Source organism: Microbacterium nymphoidis (assembly GCF_021044885.1).
GTDB classification, from domain to species: domain Bacteria; phylum Actinomycetota; class Actinomycetes; order Actinomycetales; family Microbacteriaceae; genus Microbacterium; species Microbacterium nymphoidis.
In genome coordinates this window covers 1,950,904-1,968,208 of record NZ_JAJNOD010000001.1, presented here as the reverse complement: position 1 = coordinate 1,968,208, position 17,305 = coordinate 1,950,904, and the positions used below count along the sequence as shown (strand labels likewise).

Sequence of the window (17,305 nt, the reverse complement as noted above, 5' to 3'; positions counted from 1 at the left end):
AGCATATGGATGAACCACAGCCGGGGGCCGTCGGGTCGTACGACCGGGCGCGGGCGATCAGGTTCGCATACGCATCGCTGGCGTGCGCTCTGGTCGGCCTGATCTGGATGTTCATCCGCAACGAACTCGGGGAGCCGAACCTGCTGCTGATCCTGCCGTGCGTCGCGGCGTCGGTGCTGGCGATCGTCTTCGCCGTCAGGACGCTTCGCCGGACGCACGGTCTTGCTCGTACAGCAGCGATCCTCGGACTTGTGGTGGGGGCCGTCGGAGCGGGCCTCGGCGGCATCTATCTGCTGCTGATGGGACCGTTCCTGCTGTGGGCGATGCTCGGCAGCGCCTGAGTCAGCGGATTTCGGTGATCGGCTGGGAGATGTCTGCCACCGTGGCGCCGTACGCGGTGATGAGCGCGTCGGCGTCGACGAACAGGCTGTACCCGTGTGCGCCGGCTCCCATCGCGATCCGGCGTCCGACGATGGACTCGTCTGCGTAGATGGGCCAGTCGGTCGTGCTGCCGATCGGGACGATCGTGCCGCGCTCGTAGCCCGTCGCGGCGAGGGCGAGATCGGGGGACGGGAGCTTGAGCTTGTTGACTCCGACTACGGCTCGCAGTTTCGGCCAGGAGATGGCCTTGTCGCCGGGGATCAGCGCGAACAGGTAGGTATCGTCGGCCCGCTTGACGACGAGCGTCTTGATGATGTCGGCGGGCTGGAGACCGAGGAGCGCGGCTGCTTCCTCCAAGGATCCCGCTTGCGGTCGCTCACGCACATCGACATCGAGGCCGCGCGCACGCGCGGCCTCGATGACTCGATCCGTGGACTGTGTCACGCGTCGGGCGCGGACAGCGGGTCGTCGGCGACCCAGAGCTCGTCGTCGGCGCGCAGCGTCTGCCACGCGGCGTAGAGCACGCCGATCGCCGCAGCCGCACCGAGGACGATGGCGATGACGCCACCCGCGCCGATGCCCTTCTTCTGCGGCTGGATCGGCTCGACGGCGCGAGCGAACGCGCGCTGCACGCCGGTGGTGTTGATGCGGTGGCGCGTGTTGTTGGCGGCGTCCCAGGCGGACAGCGCGGTGCCGATGGCTCCGCCCACGACCGGGACGACGCGGTGGTCGACGAATTCACGGCCGGCCTTGACGCTGCGATCCACGACCGGCGCCACACGCGACTCGTACGCGTGCTGCACGGTGGGAACGACCTGCTCACGGCCGAAGTTTCCGAGCTGGCGACTGGCCTCACGGGCGAGTTCGGCGGCGTCGCCTGCGAGGTCCTGCTGGTGGGCCCACAGCTGGTTGGCCGTGTCCTGGAGCTTGCGGAGCTCCTTCTTACGCTTGCGGCTGAGGTTCATGTGACCCCTCCCTATCAGAACGAACGTCCCCATCTTGCCAGACCACGCCTTGGAATCGACCCCCTTGACGGGCCTTTCCGCCGGTCTCACGGTCAACTCTGCGAGAATCGCCACATGGCTCTTCACTCTGCAGTCGCAACCATCCACACCAACCACGGCGACATCGTGGTCAACCTGTTCGGTGACCACGCACCCGTCACCGTCAAGAACTTCATCGGCCTCGCTGACGGCACCGGTGAGTGGACCGACCCCGCTACCGGCAAGCCGGGCGAGGGACCCCTCTACAAGGACGTCATCTTCCACCGCATCATCCCCAACTTCATGATCCAGGGCGGCGACCCCCTCGGGCAGGGCGTTGGCGGCCCGGGCTACAGCTTCAACGACGAGATCCACCCGGAGCTCGACTTCAGCAAGCCCTACCTGCTGGCCATGGCCAACGCGGGCCTGCGTCGCAATGCCATCACCGGCGCCGTCGAAGGCACCAACGGCTCGCAGTTCTTCATCACCACCGACCCCACCCCGTGGCTCACGGGCAAGCACACCATCTTCGGTGAGGTGGCCGACGACGCATCGCGCAAGGTCGTCGACGAGATCGGCGCAGTGCGCACGGGTGCCGGCGACCGTCCGGTCGAGCCCGTCGTGATCTCCTCGATCGACATCGCAGCGGTCTGACACACGTGACGTCCGCCGAGGTCACCCGCAACAGGGACAACTTCTGCTACCGCCATCCGGACCGGATGAGCTTCGTGCTGTGCCAGAAGTGCCTGCGCACGATCTGCCCGGAATGCCAGACACAGGGCGCCGTCGGCGTCGTGTGCCCGGAGTGCATGAAGCAGCAGGCCGCCCAGCGAACCGCGGCACAGAAGAAGGCGGAACGTCGATGGGGTCGCGGGAGCGGAGCGGTCGTCGCCGCCTCCGGCTCCCGCACCCCGCGTGTCACCTACGCGATCATGGCGGTGACGATCGTCGTCTCCCTGATCCAGATGATCCCCGGGCCCATCGGCGTCGCCGTCACCAGCGCGCTCTCCTTCGTGGGCTATGCCATCACCCCGGAACTCGGATCCAACGTGCAGCCCTGGCGCGCACTCAGCGTGACGCTGGTGCACGGCAGCTTCCTGCACCTGTTCTTCAACATGTTGTCCCTGTGGATGATGGGACGCATCCTGGAGCCACTGCTCGGCCGCTGGCGATTCCTCGCCCTCTACGTGATCTCCGCCCTCGCCGGTTCGGTGCTCATGGCGTTCCTTGCTTTCGACCAGTTCGTCGTCGGCGCATCCGGTGCCATCTTCGGAACGTTCGGCGCTCTCATCGTGATCACGCGGCGTCTCGGCGGTGACATCACTCAGATCCTCGTCATCGTGGGAATCAACCTGCTGATCGGGTTCATTCCGGGCTTCAACGTCGCCTGGCAGGCTCATCTCGGCGGTCTGATCGGCGGTCTTGTGGTCGGCGCGATCTACGCCGCCACACGTCAGCGGTCCCAGCGGGGACTGCAGATCGGCCTCCTCGCCGGCTTCGCGCTGTTGTTGTGCGCGTCGGTGTTCCTCCTGCCGGTGGTCCATCCGATCGTCGGCTGACACGCCCGGTCCGGGCGGGGTTGTCCACGGCTCGCCCGGGCTTCTGCACACGTTGTCCACATAGTTATCCACAGCCTGGGGATGAAAATCACATCCGTGTGATTTCCGGGTGCGGACGGCCCGGATCGTCAGATTCGGTGCGGGTCGATAGGATGTCGGCATGGCACGACGAGGAACGCCGGAAGAGCGCGAGAACGTACACCCCGACGCGACCCCGAACCCGGTGTGGTTCAAGCCGGTCATGATCGGGTTCCTGCTGATCGGTCTCGCCTGGATCCTGGTGTTCTACCTCAGCGACCAGCAGTTCCCCATCCCGGGCATCTACGGCTGGAACCTCGCCATCGGTTTCGGGATCGCACTCATCGGATTCCTGATGACGATGCGGTGGCGCTGATTCCACCGCGTGTGGATTCTTCCCAGAGTGTCTGACTAGGCTCGCGCTGTGACCACCGAGCTTCCTACGCGCCGAGCAGCGCGCGCCCGCAAACGCGGGCGCGTCACGGTGACCGGCGTTCTCGGCGAACTGCTGATCACGGGCGGTGTGCTTGTGCTGCTCTTCGTCGTCTGGCAGATGTGGGTCGGCGACATGATCCTCGGCGCCGCGGCCAACCAGCAGGCGCAGGATGTCAGCCAGACCTGGGCGGACGACGCGAAGAACAGCGGTCAGCCGTTGCCCACGTCGGACCCCTCGCAGAAGTACAACACCCTGGTCGCTGACCCGCCTCCCATCGAGGAGCCGGCCAGCGGTGAGGTGTTCGCCACCTTGCACATCCCGCGTCTGGGCCAGGAGGTCAGGATCGCGGAGGGCACCGCCACCTGGGAGAGCCTCGATCTCGGCATGGTCGGCCATTACAACGACACCGCGATGCCGGGAGACATCGGCAACTTCCCCGTTGCCGGGCACCGTGGCAGCCACGGAGCCCCGTTCATGAACCTGCCCGAGATGCAGGTGGGCGACGCGGTGGTCGTGGAAACCCCGGACGGCTGGTACACCTACCGGTACCGCAACATGGTCTACGTCACCCCGGATTCCGTGGATGTGCTCGACCCCACGCCGCAGAACACCACGGTGGAGGCGACGGGGCGCTATCTGACCATGACGACGTGCAGCCCGCGGTACGGCTTCTCGGAGCGCCTCATCGGCTACGCCGTGTTCGAGGCCTTCACCCCGCGCGTGGCAGACGGCAAGCAGCCGGCGTCGCTCTATCTCCCGAAGGAGAGCTGATGTACGGCGCTCTGTGGCGTGTCCTTCCCGGACCCTGGTTCGTGAAGCTGATCATCGTGCTCGTCGTGGTCGCCGCGATCCTGTACGGCCTGTTCTGGTACGCGTTCCCCTGGGTCAGCGCGACGTTCTTCCCGCCCGCGGATGCCAACACCATCACGCAATAGCGCTTCGCGCATCCTCGTCGTGGACAATCACGACTCCTTCGTGCACACGCTGGTGGGGTATCTCGTCGAGCTCGGCGCGGGTGTCGACTTCATCGAGGCGGATGACATCGCCGATGCCACCGCCGGTCTCCGCGGCTACGACGGCGTGCTGATCTCGCCCGGGCCCGGTCGCCCCGAGGATGCCGGCGCCTCGATCGACGTGGTGAAGGCCGCTGTGAGGGCGAATGTGCCCCTCCTCGGCGTGTGTCTGGGACACCAGGCCATCGCTGTCGCGCTCGGCGGTGTCGTGGGGGTCGCCCCCGAGCCGATGCACGGCCGGGTGTCCGCGGTCAGCCACGATGGCACCGGCGTGTTCCGCGGGGTGCGGGCGGAGGTTCCGGTCGGTCGCTATCACTCGCTCACCGTCGAGGAGAGCACACTGCCCTCTGAACTCCGGATCACGGCTCGGGCGGGGCAAGTGGTGATGGGTATCGTGCATCGATCAGCGCCGGTCCACGGCGTGCAGTTCCATCCGGAGAGCATCCTCACGACGGACGGATACCGGATGCTGGCGAACTGGCTCGAGGTGACCGGGGACGCGGGTGCGGTCGCGCGTGCGGCGACGCTCACACCGCATCGATAAACGGATGATTGTCTACACGACAATCATCCGTTAGTGTGGCGGCATACCTTCCCGTGCTTCGAAGGAGAAGCCATGTCCGCTCGTCCCCTGCACTCTCGTCCCTGGTGGGTCGCCGTCGTCTCCGGTATGGCGTCCTACATCGATTCCGCCGCCATCACCGGCTTCAGCACCTCGATCGTCATCCTGCAGCAGGACCTCGGCCTCACCCAGTGGCAGGTGGGCGTCGCGGCCGGAGCCCTCACGCTGTCGATCGCCTTCGGAGCGTTGATCGGCGGCAGGCTGGGGGATCGGCTCGGGCGTCGTCCGGTCTTCACCGCCACCATGGTGCTGATCCTCACGGCTGTGGGAGCGCTCGTCGTGGCACCGTCGTTCGAGATGGTGGTCCTCGGTGCCGTGCTGCTCGGCCTCGGCACCGGAGCAGACCTGCCGGTCTCGCTCTCGACCATCGCTGAGGCGGCGACGGAGCGGAACCGCGGGCGTCTGCTGGGCTTTTCCAACCTGTTGTGGATCATCGGGATCGTGGTCAACACGGTGCTCGCCAGCGTGGTCGGGGACTGGGGGCGTGCCGGTGCCCAGGTCCTGTTCGCGCACATCGGCGTGGTTGCCGCCCTCGTCCTGGTCGGACGGCTGACCATCCCGGAATCCGCCGCGTGGCAGGCCGCTCGCACCCGCAAGCGCGCCGGCACGTCCGGCGAGCGTGCTGATCGCGCCCGCATCAGCGACCTGCTCCGTCCGCCCTTCCTGGTGCCGTTTCTCGCTCTCGTCGCCTTCTACGCGTTCACGAACCTCGTCGCGAACACCAGCGGACAGTTCGGCACGTACATCGTGGTGACCTATGGTGGCGCCACCGTGGGACAGGCCGCGCTGATCGCACTGCCGATGGTGCCGGTCGCCGTGCTGGGATACCTCTGGTTCATGAAGATCGCCGACGGCCCGCGTCGCTTTGTGTACTTTCAGGTGGGCGCGGTCCTGATGATCGCGTCGAAGCTGCTCGTCGTGGTCGCGGGGCTCAACCTCGTCACGTACGCCGTGAGTGCGCTGCTGGCGGCCGTCGGGGGTGCGTTCGCCTTCGAGGGGATCATGAAGGTGTGGACACAGGAGTCGTTCCCCACGCTGCTGCGCTCCACCGCACAGGGCGCGATCATCGCGATCGGCCGGTTCTCGGCTGCGGGGCTCGCGGTGATCACGCCGCTGATCCTCGACACGAGCGTCACGGTGATGTACGTGCTGCTCACCGTGTTCAACGTCGTGGGCCTCGGCTGCGCGTGGCTGGCTTTCCGCCGTCGTCGTCCCGCTCCGATCCCCGATGAGGACCCCGGACGCTCGGAGACGGTCACGGCCTGGGAAAGCCGATGACCGCCGTCGCCGTCGTCACCCGGGTGGATGTGGAAGCGCCCCGTCGGGGCGATCCCACACCGGTGGCCGAGCCGCGGATCGGTTGGCGGATCACCGTGCCGTCGCCGTCATGGCGGCAGGCCGGTGCAGAGGTCGAGTGGAGCAGCGCGGGCGCGGTGGAGCGGGCCCGGCTGCCGGGTGGAGGGCGACTTCGGCGTACGTGGCCGTTCGCTCCGCTCGCGCCCCGACAGCAGGGCACGCTGCGTGTCCGGGTGTTCGGCGACGATGAGTCGGCGAGCGACTGGAGCGAACCGGTGCCGGTCGTTGCCGCATTTCTCGGGGACGGCGAATGGCATGCTGACTGGATCGGCCAGCGGACACCGGAGATCCACGCGCAGCCGGTACTGCTCCGGCACGAGTTCACGGCGCACGACGTGGTGCGCGCCACCCTGTATTCGAGTTCCGTGGGCGTGCACCAGGTGAGTGTCAACGGCGCCGACGTCACCGACCATGTCCTCGCACCCGGATGGACCCCGTACTCCGCACGCACCGTCCACGAGACCACCGACGTCACCGGCCTCCTCCGTGAGGGGGACAACTGCATCCTGATCCGCCTGGCCGGCGCCTGGGCCACGGAGCACTTCGGCTTCCGCCAGAACGCGCAGCCGCGCTACGGCGAGCAGCCGCGCGTGGCGATGCAGCTTCTCGTGGAATCGGCAGACGGTGCGCATCGGTGGATCTCGACCGACGGTGCCTGGCGCACTACCCGTGGCGCGCTGCGCACCAGCGGTCTCTACGCCGGTGAGTGCTATGACGCGCGTATGCACCTGCGGGACGCAGCGGGTCGCCCCTGTGACCAGCCGGGGTACGACGATGGCGGGTGGACACCGGCACTGATCCATCCCGCGGAGCACGTCCCCGGCCCGCGGATCTCTCCTCCCGTGCGCCGCACGGAGGAACGCCGACCCGTCGCGCTGCTGCCCGGTGCGGGCGATGCGACCATCCTCGATTTCGGGCAGAACCTGGTCGGGCGGGTGCGGCTGCGCGTGACGGGCCCGGCGGGCACGACAGTGACGGTGCGCCACGCGGAGGTGCTCGAGCACGGTGAGCTCGGCGTCCGGCCGCTGCGCCGGGCCGCCGCCACCGATCGCTACACGCTCAGCGGCGAGGGCGTCGAAGTGTGGGAGCCGGAGTTCACCTTCCACGGCTTCCGGTACGCCGAGGTGAGCGGCTGGCCGGGTGAGATCGTCACCGACGACGTGACCGCCGTGGTCATCCACAGCGACCTGGAACGCACCGGCTGGTTCCACACCTCTCATCCCTTGCTTCAGCGGCTGCATGAGAACGTCGTGTGGAGTCTGCGGGGGAATTTCCTGTCCGTGCCCACAGACTGCCCACAGCGCGATGAACGGCTCGGATGGACCGGCGACATCCAGGTCTTCGCCCCCACGGCCGCGTTCCTCTACGACGTCCGGGGATTCCTCGACTCCTGGCTGCGCGATCTTGCTCTGGAACAGGATGACGAGGGCGTGGTCCCGTTCGTGATCCCCGATGTGATCGGCCTGGCACGGCCCGCGGCCGCATGGGGGGACGCGGCCGTCATCGTGCCGGACGTGCTGGAACGGCACTTCGGCGACCGCGATGTGCTCACACGTCAGTACCCGAGTGCCCGGGCGTGGGTCGAGCTCTGCCTGCGACGGGCGGGGGCTGGCCGGGTGTGGGAGGGGGACTTCCAGTTCGGGGACTGGCTCGACCCGACGGCACCGCCCGACCGACCGGGCCAGGCGATGACCGCCACCGGGCTTGTAGCCACGGCCTATCTCGCCCACTCGACGCGTCTGTTGTCGCGAGCAGCAGAGATCCTCGGGCACACGACGGACGCGGAGCGCTATCGCGGCGTCGCGGACGAGGTGCGGCAGGCATTCGTGCGCGAGTACGTGACCGGGGCCGGGCGTCTGCTCTCCGACACTCCGACCGCCTACGCGCTGGCGCTGACGTTCGATCTGCTCCCCCCGGCGCTGCGTGACCCCGCGGGACGGCGGCTGGCCGCTCTCGTGCGGGAGAACGGCTATCGCATCGCGACAGGGTTCGTGGGCACGCCGATCGTGCTCGATGCCCTCACGTCCACCGGGCACGATGCCGCGGCAGGGCGCCTGCTGCTGCAGACGGCCTGTCCATCCTGGCTCTACCCGGTCACCATGGGTGCCACGACCATCTGGGAACGGTGGGACTCGATGCTTCCCGACGGCTCCATCAACCCCGGCGACATGACCAGCTTCAACCACTACGCACTGGGGGCGGTGGCCGACTGGATGCATCGCGAGCTCGCGGGCCTGGCCCTGACCCGACCGGGTCATCGCAGCGTCCGCATCGCACCGCACCCGCTGCCCGGTGTCGACGACGCCTCCGCGTCCTACGAGGGTCCGTTCGGCCGGATCGAGGCGGGATGGCGACGAGAGGACGCGCAGATCGTGGTCCACGCCGCCCTTCCCGCGGGCGTCACGGCCCAGGTGCGTCTTCCCGACGGGCGTGAGTTCTCCGTCGGCGCCGGCAACCATCGCTGGGTGTGCCCGGCGGAGGGTGGATCATCGCCGGGCGCAGTGGGAATGGACACCGCGCTCGCGGATGTCATCGACGATCCGGAAGCGCTGCGGCTGGTCGAGCAGCTGCTGGAGCAGCACCGCCCGGGATCGGTGGCGGCGATGCACGCGGGCACGCGCTGGACAGCACGGCAGACCCTGGCCGAAGTGGTGTTCCAGTACGCCAGCCCGATGATTCAGGCCGAGATCGCGCGTCAGCTGGCAGAACTGTCTGCGGAGCGGGTCGGATCCCATCGGGCTGCCGAAGGCTTCCAGCTGACGCCTGCCACACGCCGCACCCCGCCGTCCATCTGATCGTCGAGGTCTCGCACCAGACGGACGAGCAGTTCCTCGAACCGGGTCAGATCCTCATCGCTCCAGTGGGCGACCGCGGCGCCGAGATCATCGTCGCTGGCCGCGACGATGCGGCTCGCCACGGACCGCCCCTGCAGGGTCATCCCGATCATCGTCTCGCGGCCGTCCTCGGGGTTCGGCATGCGACCGACGAGACCGGCCTCTTCCAGACGACGGATCACCTTGCTGAGGTTGGATCGTCCCGTGTGCACGGCGTCGGCGAGCTCGGTGGGGCGGGCGAGGCCGCGATAGGCGAGCTGATTCATGACCAGGAACGCCAGCATGTCGTCGGCGAGCGGGAAGTCGCTGCGCCGCAGCAGATCCTCGCGGCGGGTCATCGACGACGCCCACGTGATCATCGCCTGCATCGCCGCCCGCGCGTTCAGTCCTCCGTCCCCGATGACCGATCGATCAGCGCCGGGAACGGATTCCAGATTGACGGACGCGGAGGGCGGACGGGGCATGCGCTCATTCTCTCGCAGGGCGTCACGAGGACGCGGTCAGCCCGCGCAGTAGGTCAGATCGACGGTGGAGTGAATGTCGACGTCGCCGATCTGCACCTGCGACTGAACGGTTCCGCCGGTGCATGAGGGATCGGGCGTGGCGTTCACGGTGAGCTCGAACTCGGGCCCCTCGAGCGTCTCCCGGGCGGCCTCGAGCGACCAGCCCTTGTAGTTGACGACGGTCACCTTGCCGGAGGCCACGAGAAGTCGCACGGTGGTTCCGGGCGCCACCTTCTCACCCGCGGCCGGCTCCGAGGAAATGACGGTCCCCTTCGCACGCGAGGGGTCGTTCTGCGCGTTCACGGCTCCGAGCTGCAGCCCCGCCGCCTGTAGCGCCTGGGCCGCGGACGTCTGATCCACCAGCGCCGGCACCTCCACGGTGGCTGCACCGGTGGACACCACCAGCGTGACCGACGACGCCGGCTCGATGGGAGTTCCGGGTGCGGGATCTGTTCGTATGACCGAACCCGCGGCCACATCCTCGCTGGCTTCTTCGGTCTTCTTGAAGCGCAGGCCCTTCTCGGTGAGTTCGTGCGTGGCCTGGTCGAACTCCATCGTCACCACATTGGGGACGGTGAGGCCGGTGGGAGTCGCCGTGGGAGAAGGCTTGCCGAAACTCACGGCCCAGAACACGACGGAGACGACGAGAACCGCGACGACCGCCACGCCCGCCCAGATCCACGCCACGGGCGGACCCTGCTGAGTGCGGGTCATTGTGGTGTCGGTGGAGAGCTGACGCAGTGATCGTGCCGTCTCGGCTGCGGCGCGCGGGTTGGCGCCGTAGAGCTCGTTGGTGAGGTTCTCCAGGTGTCGCTTGGACGGCGTGCGTCCGTCGGCGGCACCGGCCAGCGCAGCGCGGAAGGTGGCCGCATCGGGGTAGCGGTTGTAGGGGTCCTTGGCGAGCGCGCGCAGCACGACCTCATCGAGCGCCCGGGGCACGGCCTGATCCACCTCGGAGGGGGGTACGGGTGTCTCGCTGACGTGCTGATAGGCGACGGCGACGGGGGAGTCGCCGCGGAACGGCTGGCGCCCCGTGAGCAGCTCGTACAGCACGATGCCGGTGGAGTAGAGGTCGGTGCGGGCATCGACCGGCTCGCCCTTCGCCTGCTCCGGCGAGAAGTAGGCCGCCGTGCCGATGATGGACGTGGTCTCGGCGACGGTGGACGAGGAGTCGGAGACCGCGCGTGCGATCCCGAAGTCCATCACCTTGACGCGGCCGTCCTCGGTGATCATCACGTTTCCGGGCTTGATGTCTCGGTGGATGACCCCGGCTCGGTGCGAGTACTCCAGCGCCTCCAGGATGCCGTCGACGTAGCGCAGGGCGTCCGACGTGGTGAGTCGTCCCTCCGCGGCGTGCTGCTTGAGGGTGCGCCCCGTCACCAGCTCCATGATGATGTAGGGGACCGCGACGTCGTTCTCCGTGTCCTCGCCCGCATCGAAGACGCGGACGATGGACTGGTTCGCCATGCGGGAGGCGGCCTGCGCTTCCATCCGGAAGCGGGTGCGGAAGGTGCTGTCGCGTGCCAGGTCCTTGTTCAGGATCTTGACGGCGACGGTGCGTCCGAGCTTGAGGTCGTACCCGCGGTACACGGTGGCCATGCCACCGGTGCCGATGACGTCATCGACGCGGTATCGTCCCGACAGGACACGTGACGGTTCCGACACGGACTACGCCCCCCATATCTGTGTGGGACAAGCTTACTGGCTGCTGCCGCCGTTGCCCGACGTGTCGCCCCCTGCACCAGCGGTGGGTGTCGCGGTGGGGCCGGTCGGCGTCGGCTCGGGCTCCGGTGCCGGAGTGATCTGGACCTTCACTTCGGCAGACGCCGGGCTCGGTCGTTCACCGCACGTCACCGTGTAGCTGGCGATGGCGGCCTGCGGAGCCATGTCGCCGATCACCACGAGCAGGCGCTCGGGGCTGGAGACCTGCTTGGAGGTGGACTGGTCGTCCTGGAACACCGCGTTCGTCAGTGTGATCGTGTAGCCGGTGAGTGCCTCGTCCGCCGGGCATGCCTGGTAGGCGGGCCAGGTGAGCTCCACGGTGGAGCCCGCCTCCGCCTGCTGCACCGCGTTGCCGTTGACGGCGAACGTCGCCGCTGCGGGTGCCACCAGCTCGGACTGCGCACCGTAGAGCGTGAGCGTCACGGTGGAACCCTCCTCGACGTTGCCGCCGGCGGGCGCCATGGAGGCCACCGCGCCGACCAGGTCGGCGCTCGGCGCGGGCGTGGTGCCGTCCACGCACTCGCCGACGAGGTTGTGGGCGGCCAGCGTGGCCTTCGCGGCGTCGCACGGCTGGTTGAGGAGGTTGAGGTCCCCGAGCGGCACCAGCTTCGTCGTGGGAGTCGGCGTGGACGAGGGGGTCTTGGAGGGCGCGGCCGAGCTCGGCGGCGCCGATGTGGTGACCTTGTCCGCGCCGTTGCTGCTCGGGTTCAGCAGAGCGAACAGCGTCCCGGCCAGCACGATGAGCAGGAGCGCGATGAGCGCGACCAGCGGCCACGTCCACGGGCTGCGCTTGCCCTTCGTCGCGGTGGCGGCGGGCTGCTGCTCGGTGGCGTCCAGCATGCGGGTGGCTGCGGCGGTGTCTCCGAAGAGCAGCTGGGTCGCGTCGTCCTCAGCACCGGCCAGCGCACCCATTCCGGTCGCGATGGCGGGTACGGCCTGTACTGCAGCTGCCATGTCTCCGCGTCGGAGAGCGGTGGCGGCACGTGCCACTGCGGCCGAGGACGCGGGGCGATCCTCCGGCTTCTTCGCGATCATCGCCATCACGAGGTTCTGCACCGGCTGCGCCACGGTTGCGGGCAGGGGCGGCGGGGTGTCGTTGATCTGCGCCATGGCGATCGCGACCTGCGACTCGCCGGTGAAGGGGCGCTTGCCGGCCAGGCATTCGTAGGCCACGATTCCCAGCGAGTACGTGTCCGTGGCCGGGGATGCAGGATGACCGGACGCCTGCTCCGGCGACAGGTACTGCACCGTTCCCATCACCTGTCCGGTGGCCGTGAGCGGCACCTGATCGGCGATGCGGGCGATACCGAAGTCCGTGATCTTGACGCGGCCGTCGGGGGTGATCAGCAGGTTTCCCGGCTTGATGTCGCGGTGCACCAGCCCGGCGGCGTGCGCTGCCTGGAGCGCTGCGGCCGTCTGCGCCACGTAGTCGAGCGTCTTGTCGCTGCTGAGCGCACCATCGCGCTCCAGGATGGAGGAGAGGGCCTCGCCGGGAACGAGCTCCATGACGAGGAAGGCCGAGCCGTTCTCCTCGCCGTAGTCGAAGACGCTCGCGATGCCCTCGTGGTTCACGAGGGCGGCGTGGCGCGCCTCGGCGCGGAACCGCTCGAGGAACCCGGGGTCCCCCATGTACTCGTCCTTGAGGATCTTGATCGCGACGGTTCGCCCGATGACGTGATCGGTCGCTTCCCAGACCTCGCCCATGCCGCCGATGGCGATGCGGGACACCAGCTCATACCGTCCACCGAAGGTGACGCCCTGTGTCGGCCTCATTTGTTCAGCACCGCCTCCATGACCTGCTTCGCGATGGGAGCTGCGATGGCATCTCCCGATCCTGACTGCCCCTGACCGCCGCCGTTCTCCACGACGACCGCAACGGCCACTTCGGGGTTCTCCGCCGGAGCGAAGCCCGTGAACCAGAGCGTGTAGGGTTCGTCGGAATCGTTCTCGGCGGTACCGGTCTTACCGCCCACGTCGACTCCGTCTATTCTTGCACCGCCCGCGACGCCATTACTGACATCGGCGACCATCATGCTCTTCAGCGCATCCGCCACTTTCGAGGTCACGGGCTGAGACAGCTGCTGGGGTTCAGTTGCATTATGCACACTCAGGTCCGGCGCCACGACCCCGTCCACCATGGTGGGGGTCATCACCACGCCGCCATTGGCGATTCCGGCGGCCACGAGCGCCATCTGCAGCGGGGTGGCGCGCAGGTCGCTCTGGCCGAATCCCGCCATGCCGGTCTGCGGCACATCGAGCTTCTGCGGGAACACGGAGGCGGGTGCCTTGAGGGGCAGTTCGAACGAGTGGTTGAAGCCGAACGACTCGGCCATCTGGCGCAGGGCGTCATCGCCCAGCTCGATGGCCAGTTCGGCCATCGGCACGTTGCAGCTGAGGCGCAGGGCGTCGGCGATGGTCACGGTGTCACCGGGGCCACACGTGCCGCCGCTCGCGTTCATGACCTGGTGATTGGTCTGCGGCAGCGTGAAGCTCGCGGGGTTGGGCAGCGTGGATGAGGCGGTGTACTTGCCCGAATCCAGGGCGGCCGCGGCCACCACCAGCTTGAACGTGGAGCCCGGAGGGTTCATGTCGCCGCCGATGGCGCGGTTGATCAGCGGGTCGGGGTCGGCGGCGTCTAGGGCGTCGTACGCCGCATTGGCGGCGTCGGTGTCGTGCGTGGCGAGACTGTTCGTGTCGAACGTGGGCGAGCTCACCATCGCGAGGATGCGGCCGGTCTTCGGCTCGATGGCGACCACGGCGCCCTGCTGGTCGCCGAGCGCCTCGAACGCAGCCTTCTGCACCACCGGGTCCAGGGAGAGCGCCACGCTGGAGCCGCGCGGCGCCTGACCCGAGATCAGCTGGTCGAGCCGCTCGAAGAACTGCGAACCGCCGCGGCCGGAGAGTTCGCTGTTCATCGCCGCTTCGATGCCGGTCCACGACCCCAGGGCGGGGTTGTAATAGCCGGTGACCGGCGCCCACATCGCGGCGTCGGTGTAGACGCGCTGGAACGAGTAGAGATCGCTCGTCGGCACGGACGATGCGATCACCGAACCGCTGGCGATGATCGATCCACGCTGCACCTCGTAGCTGTCGTACTGCGCGCGCTTGTTGTTCGGGTTCTCCGCGAGCGAGTCGCTCTGCACACCCTGGATCACGGTCACCGAGCAGAACAGGGTGAGGAACATCGCGAGGATGAGAATCGCCAGTCGACGAACTTCCTTGGTCATCCGATCACCACCCGGGGCTGGCTGCGTACCGCGTCGGAGACCCGCAGCAGGAGGCCGACGATGATCCAGTTGGCCACCAGCGAGGAACCACCCGAAGCCAGGAAGGGCGTGGTCAGACCCGTGAGCGGGATCACGCGCGTCACGCCGCCCACCATGATGAACACCTGCAGCGCCAGGGTGAACGCGAGGCCCGTGGCCAGCAGCTTGCCGAAGTCGTCCTGGCCGGTGAGGCCGATGCGCAGGCCGCGGCTGATGAACACCATGTAGAGGCAGAGCAGAGCGAACAGGCCGACGAGTCCGAGTTCTTCACCGAGGCTCGGGATGATGTAGTCGCTCTGCGCCAGCGGGGTGAGGTACGGCCGGCCCTGGCCGAGACCGGTGCCCACCAGGCCGCCCTGGCCCAGCCCGAAGATGCCCTGCACCAGCTGGAAGCTGCCGTTCTCCTGGTCGATGACGCCCTGGTCGAAGGCGTTCAGCCAGTTGTTGAAGCGGTGTCCGACGTAGGGGAGCACCCGAGAGGCGAGGAAGGCGCCGCCGCCGGCGAGCAGCAGACCGATCACCACCCAGCTGGTCTTGCCGGTGGCCACGTAGAGCATCGCGACGAACATGCCGAACATCAGCAGACCGGTGCCGAGGTCGCGCTGAATGACGATGATGCCCATCGAGACGAACCACAGCACCAGCAGCGGGCCCAGCTCCCGTGCGCGCGGCCAGGTGAGGCCGAGGAAGCGATGGCCCACCGACACCAGGCTCTCGCGGGTGCGCACCAGGTAGCCGGCGAAGAAGATCGCCAGGCAGATCTTCGCGATCTCACCCGGCTGGAACGAGAACACGCCGGCGATCGACACCCACACCTGCGCGTTCCCGTCGGCGCTCAGGAACGGAATGAACGGCAGCAGCAGCAGGAGGATGCCCGCCAGTCCGAAGATGTACGTGTAGCGGTACAGCAGGCGGTAGTTGCGAAGCAGCAGGACCACGGCGAGTGTCGCCACCAGCGAGATGATCAGCCAGACGATCTGCTTGATCGAGTTCTGGTCCCAGCCCGGGCTCATCTCGCCCACGCTCAGCCAGTGCAAGTCGATGCGGTAGATCTCCGCGATGCCGATACCGGTGAGCAGAGTGGCGATGGGGACCACGAAGGGATCGGCGTTGGGCGCGCGCCACCGCAGGACGACGTGCAGGACGATCACGAGCAGGGCGGTGCCGCCGAGCAGGCCGAAGTACTCCGCGTCGAGGGTGCCGCTGGTGGCCATCTGGACGATGTAGACGGCGGCGGCGCTGATCAGCAGGGCGAACAGCAGAAGCACCAGTTCCCGGTTGCGCTGCTTCTTGGGCATGCGGATCTTGCGCAGCGCCTTGATGACGGCGGTGTCGCCGGATGCGGGAGCGTCTCGCGTGAGCGCGTCGGACATCAGTTCACCCCCGCATCTTTGCGCAGGCGTTCCACGATGGCCTGGGCGTCGGCGAGCGAGCGTGCGCTGATCGTCTTCTCGACGTTGGCGCGCTGGAACTCGGTGAGCTCGGCGAGCAGGATGTTGCTGTCCTCGTACGTATGGGACAACGCGATCGGGCCGATGCCTTGCTGGATGCCCTGGTAGATGACCACGGAGTCGTCATCAGCGCCCACGTAGTAGCGGGTCTGCGTCCACTCGTACGCCACGAACAGGGCACCCGCGATGGCGATCAGCACGACCACGAGCCCTGCGAACCAGGCGATCCGGCGCCGTTTGGCGCGGCGGCGGTCCTCTTCGATGAGCTCTTCGAGGAACTCGGCTGCGGGTTCGAAGTGCGTGGGCTCGTTTGCGGCCTGGCGAGCGGTGTGCAGCCATCCGGGGCGGGCGGTGCGCGCTGCCGGGATCTCGATGCCGATCGGGTTGGCCGCGGACCCGACGATGGTGCCTGCCGTCGCGAACGCCGGATGCGGGCCGCCGACGTCGGCGATGACGATGGTGACGTTGTCCGGGGCCCCGCCGTCGAGGGCCTGCTTCAGCAGCAGGTCCGCCGTGCGACCCGGCGCGTAGCCGTGGTCCAGGACCTTCTGCATGTGGATCTCATCCACGACGCCCGAGAGACCGTCGGAGCACAGCAGCCACCGATCGCCCTCCTGCGTCTGCATGATGAAGGTGTCGATCTCGGGGTGCGGGTCCTGATCTCCGAGCACGCGCATCAGCACCGAACGACGCGGGTGGTAGCGCGCTTCCTCGGGGGTGATGCGGCCGGAGTCCACGAGCCGCTGCACGAAGGTGTGGTCCGTGGTGATCTGGGTCAGCACGCCCTCGCGGTAGAGGTAGATGCGCGAGTCGCCGATGTGCGCGATGACGGCGTTGTCGTCGACCATCAGGATCGCATCGACCGTGGTGCCCATGCCGGTGAGCTCCGGGCGTCGCCGGGTCATGTCGATGAGGTCGCCGGCGGCCTCGGTGATGGCGTCGCGCAGATCGTTCTCGGCGTCGCGGGTGCTGGCGTGGGCGGTGTCGAGCGCCTGCAGCCGGCTGATCGCGAGAGCCGAGGCCACATCGCCACCGGCGTGACCGCCCATGCCGTCGGCCACGACGAAGAGATTGGATCCGGCGTAGCCGGAGTCCTGGTTGTTCGATCGGACCTTCCCCGTGTGGGAGATCGCGACGGCGGAGCCCTGGAAGACCATCGCC

The 17,305-nt window shown here is 68.0% G+C and carries 17 protein-coding genes; 9 read left to right on the top strand and 8 right to left on the bottom strand.

The features are described from left to right. Positions 1–5: 5 nt before the first annotated feature. On the top strand, positions 6–341 hold the full coding sequence (locus LQ566_RS09110; protein ID WP_231091298.1) for a hypothetical protein: 336 nt from the start codon (positions 6–8) through the stop codon (positions 339–341). 1 nt (position 342) lies between these two features. Here the strand turns inward: LQ566_RS09110 and LQ566_RS09105 are convergent, their stop codons facing one another. After that, on the bottom strand, positions 343–825 hold the full coding sequence (locus LQ566_RS09105; RefSeq protein ID WP_231091297.1) for an aminoacyl-tRNA deacylase: 483 nt from the start codon (positions 823–825) through the stop codon (positions 343–345). Continuing rightward, positions 822–1,346, bottom strand: coding sequence for a DNA helicase (locus LQ566_RS09100; protein WP_231091296.1), 525 nt, complete (start codon positions 1,344–1,346; stop codon positions 822–824). Before LQ566_RS09100 ends, LQ566_RS09105 begins: the two co-directional genes overlap by 4 nt. 114 nt (positions 1,347–1,460) lie before the next feature. Between LQ566_RS09100 and LQ566_RS09095 the strand changes: the two genes are divergently transcribed. The 8 genes from LQ566_RS09095 (at position 1,461) to LQ566_RS09060 (ending at position 9,163) form a co-directional block, all read left to right on the top strand. After that, entirely contained in the window at positions 1,461–2,018 is a 558-nt protein-coding gene (locus LQ566_RS09095) for a peptidylprolyl isomerase (RefSeq protein WP_231091295.1), read from the top strand. Positions 2,019–2,023: 5 nt separating this feature from the next. After that, positions 2,024–2,923, top strand: a complete 900-nt coding sequence (locus LQ566_RS09090) for a rhomboid family intramembrane serine protease (RefSeq protein ID WP_231091294.1) — start codon at positions 2,024–2,026, stop codon at positions 2,921–2,923. A 160-nt stretch (positions 2,924–3,083) separates the two neighbouring features. Further along, positions 3,084–3,317, top strand: coding sequence for a cell division protein CrgA (locus LQ566_RS09085; protein WP_231091293.1), 234 nt, complete (start codon positions 3,084–3,086; stop codon positions 3,315–3,317). 48 nt (positions 3,318–3,365) lie between these two features. After that, the gene (locus LQ566_RS09080; RefSeq protein ID WP_231091292.1) at positions 3,366–4,148 is read left to right on the top strand and encodes a class E sortase; all 783 of its coding nucleotides are present in this window, start codon (positions 3,366–3,368) and stop codon (positions 4,146–4,148) included. Continuing rightward, on the top strand, positions 4,148–4,312 hold the full coding sequence (locus LQ566_RS09075; protein WP_231091291.1) for a hypothetical protein: 165 nt from the start codon (positions 4,148–4,150) through the stop codon (positions 4,310–4,312). Before LQ566_RS09080 ends, LQ566_RS09075 begins: the two co-directional genes overlap by 1 nt. Continuing rightward, the gene (locus LQ566_RS09070) at positions 4,290–4,934 is read left to right on the top strand and encodes an anthranilate synthase component II (RefSeq protein ID WP_231091290.1); all 645 of its coding nucleotides are present in this window, start codon (positions 4,290–4,292) and stop codon (positions 4,932–4,934) included. Before LQ566_RS09075 ends, LQ566_RS09070 begins: the two co-directional genes overlap by 23 nt. A 72-nt stretch (positions 4,935–5,006) precedes the next feature. Beyond that, a complete protein-coding gene (locus LQ566_RS09065; protein WP_231091289.1) occupies positions 5,007–6,290 on the top strand; it encodes an MFS transporter in 1,284 nt (427 codons plus the stop codon). After that, positions 6,287–9,163 carry an alpha-L-rhamnosidase gene (locus LQ566_RS09060; protein WP_231091288.1) on the top strand — a complete coding sequence of 959 codons (2,877 nt, stop codon included), beginning with the start codon at positions 6,287–6,289 and terminating at the stop codon, positions 9,161–9,163. The genes LQ566_RS09065 and LQ566_RS09060 overlap by 4 nt, the downstream gene beginning before the upstream one ends. Here LQ566_RS09060 and LQ566_RS09055 read toward each other — a convergent pair. From LQ566_RS09055 to LQ566_RS09030, 6 genes are read right to left on the bottom strand one after another with little or no spacing between them, the layout of a single operon-like run. Beyond that, positions 9,064–9,666, bottom strand: a complete 603-nt coding sequence (locus LQ566_RS09055; protein ID WP_231091287.1) for a MarR family winged helix-turn-helix transcriptional regulator — start codon at positions 9,664–9,666, stop codon at positions 9,064–9,066. The genes LQ566_RS09060 and LQ566_RS09055 overlap by 100 nt on opposite strands. Before the next feature lie 36 nt (positions 9,667–9,702). Then, positions 9,703–11,370 carry a Stk1 family PASTA domain-containing Ser/Thr kinase gene (pknB, locus tag LQ566_RS09050; RefSeq protein WP_308070730.1) on the bottom strand — a complete coding sequence of 556 codons (1,668 nt, stop codon included), beginning with the start codon at positions 11,368–11,370 and terminating at the stop codon, positions 9,703–9,705. Positions 11,371–11,403: 33 nt separating this feature from the next. Then, the gene (locus LQ566_RS09045; protein WP_231091286.1) at positions 11,404–13,200 is read right to left on the bottom strand and encodes a protein kinase domain-containing protein; all 1,797 of its coding nucleotides are present in this window, start codon (positions 13,198–13,200) and stop codon (positions 11,404–11,406) included. After that, positions 13,197–14,654, bottom strand: a complete 1,458-nt coding sequence (locus LQ566_RS09040; RefSeq protein ID WP_231091285.1) for a peptidoglycan D,D-transpeptidase FtsI family protein — start codon at positions 14,652–14,654, stop codon at positions 13,197–13,199. Before LQ566_RS09040 ends, LQ566_RS09045 begins: the two co-directional genes overlap by 4 nt. Then, positions 14,651–16,066, bottom strand: a complete 1,416-nt coding sequence (locus tag LQ566_RS09035) for an FtsW/RodA/SpoVE family cell cycle protein (RefSeq protein ID WP_231091284.1) — start codon at positions 16,064–16,066, stop codon at positions 14,651–14,653. Before LQ566_RS09035 ends, LQ566_RS09040 begins: the two co-directional genes overlap by 4 nt. After that, positions 16,066–17,301 carry a Stp1/IreP family PP2C-type Ser/Thr phosphatase gene (locus LQ566_RS09030; protein WP_231091283.1) on the bottom strand — a complete coding sequence of 412 codons (1,236 nt, stop codon included), beginning with the start codon at positions 17,299–17,301 and terminating at the stop codon, positions 16,066–16,068. Before LQ566_RS09030 ends, LQ566_RS09035 begins: the two co-directional genes overlap by 1 nt. Positions 17,302–17,305 lie beyond the last annotated feature (4 nt).

Bases quoted from the DNA above. Each gene is read 5' to 3' on its own strand.
- LQ566_RS09110 (WP_231091298.1), top strand. From the start codon at position 6: ATGGATGAACCACAGCCGGGGGCCGTCGGGTCGTACGACCGGGCGCGG.
- LQ566_RS09100 (WP_231091296.1), bottom strand. From the start codon at position 1,346: ATGAACCTCAGCCGCAAGCGTAAGAAGGAGCTCCGCAAGCTCCAGGAC.
- LQ566_RS09095 (WP_231091295.1), top strand. From the start codon at position 1,461: ATGGCTCTTCACTCTGCAGTCGCAACCATCCACACCAACCACGGCGAC.
- LQ566_RS09085 (WP_231091293.1), top strand. From the start codon at position 3,084: ATGGCACGACGAGGAACGCCGGAAGAGCGCGAGAACGTACACCCCGAC.
- LQ566_RS09075 (WP_231091291.1), top strand. From the start codon at position 4,148: ATGTACGGCGCTCTGTGGCGTGTCCTTCCCGGACCCTGGTTCGTGAAG.
- LQ566_RS09070 (WP_231091290.1), top strand. From the start codon at position 4,290: ATGCCAACACCATCACGCAATAGCGCTTCGCGCATCCTCGTCGTGGAC.
- LQ566_RS09065 (WP_231091289.1), top strand. From the start codon at position 5,007: ATGTCCGCTCGTCCCCTGCACTCTCGTCCCTGGTGGGTCGCCGTCGTC.
- LQ566_RS09060 (WP_231091288.1), top strand. From the start codon at position 6,287: ATGACCGCCGTCGCCGTCGTCACCCGGGTGGATGTGGAAGCGCCCCGT.
- LQ566_RS09055 (WP_231091287.1), bottom strand. From the start codon at position 9,666: ATGCCCCGTCCGCCCTCCGCGTCCGTCAATCTGGAATCCGTTCCCGGC.
- LQ566_RS09045 (WP_231091286.1), bottom strand. From the start codon at position 13,200: ATGAGGCCGACACAGGGCGTCACCTTCGGTGGACGGTATGAGCTGGTG.
- LQ566_RS09040 (WP_231091285.1), bottom strand. From the start codon at position 14,654: ATGACCAAGGAAGTTCGTCGACTGGCGATTCTCATCCTCGCGATGTTC.
- LQ566_RS09035 (WP_231091284.1), bottom strand. From the start codon at position 16,066: ATGTCCGACGCGCTCACGCGAGACGCTCCCGCATCCGGCGACACCGCC.
- LQ566_RS09030 (WP_231091283.1), bottom strand. From the start codon at position 17,301: ATGGTCTTCCAGGGCTCCGCCGTCGCGATCTCCCACACGGGGAAGGTC.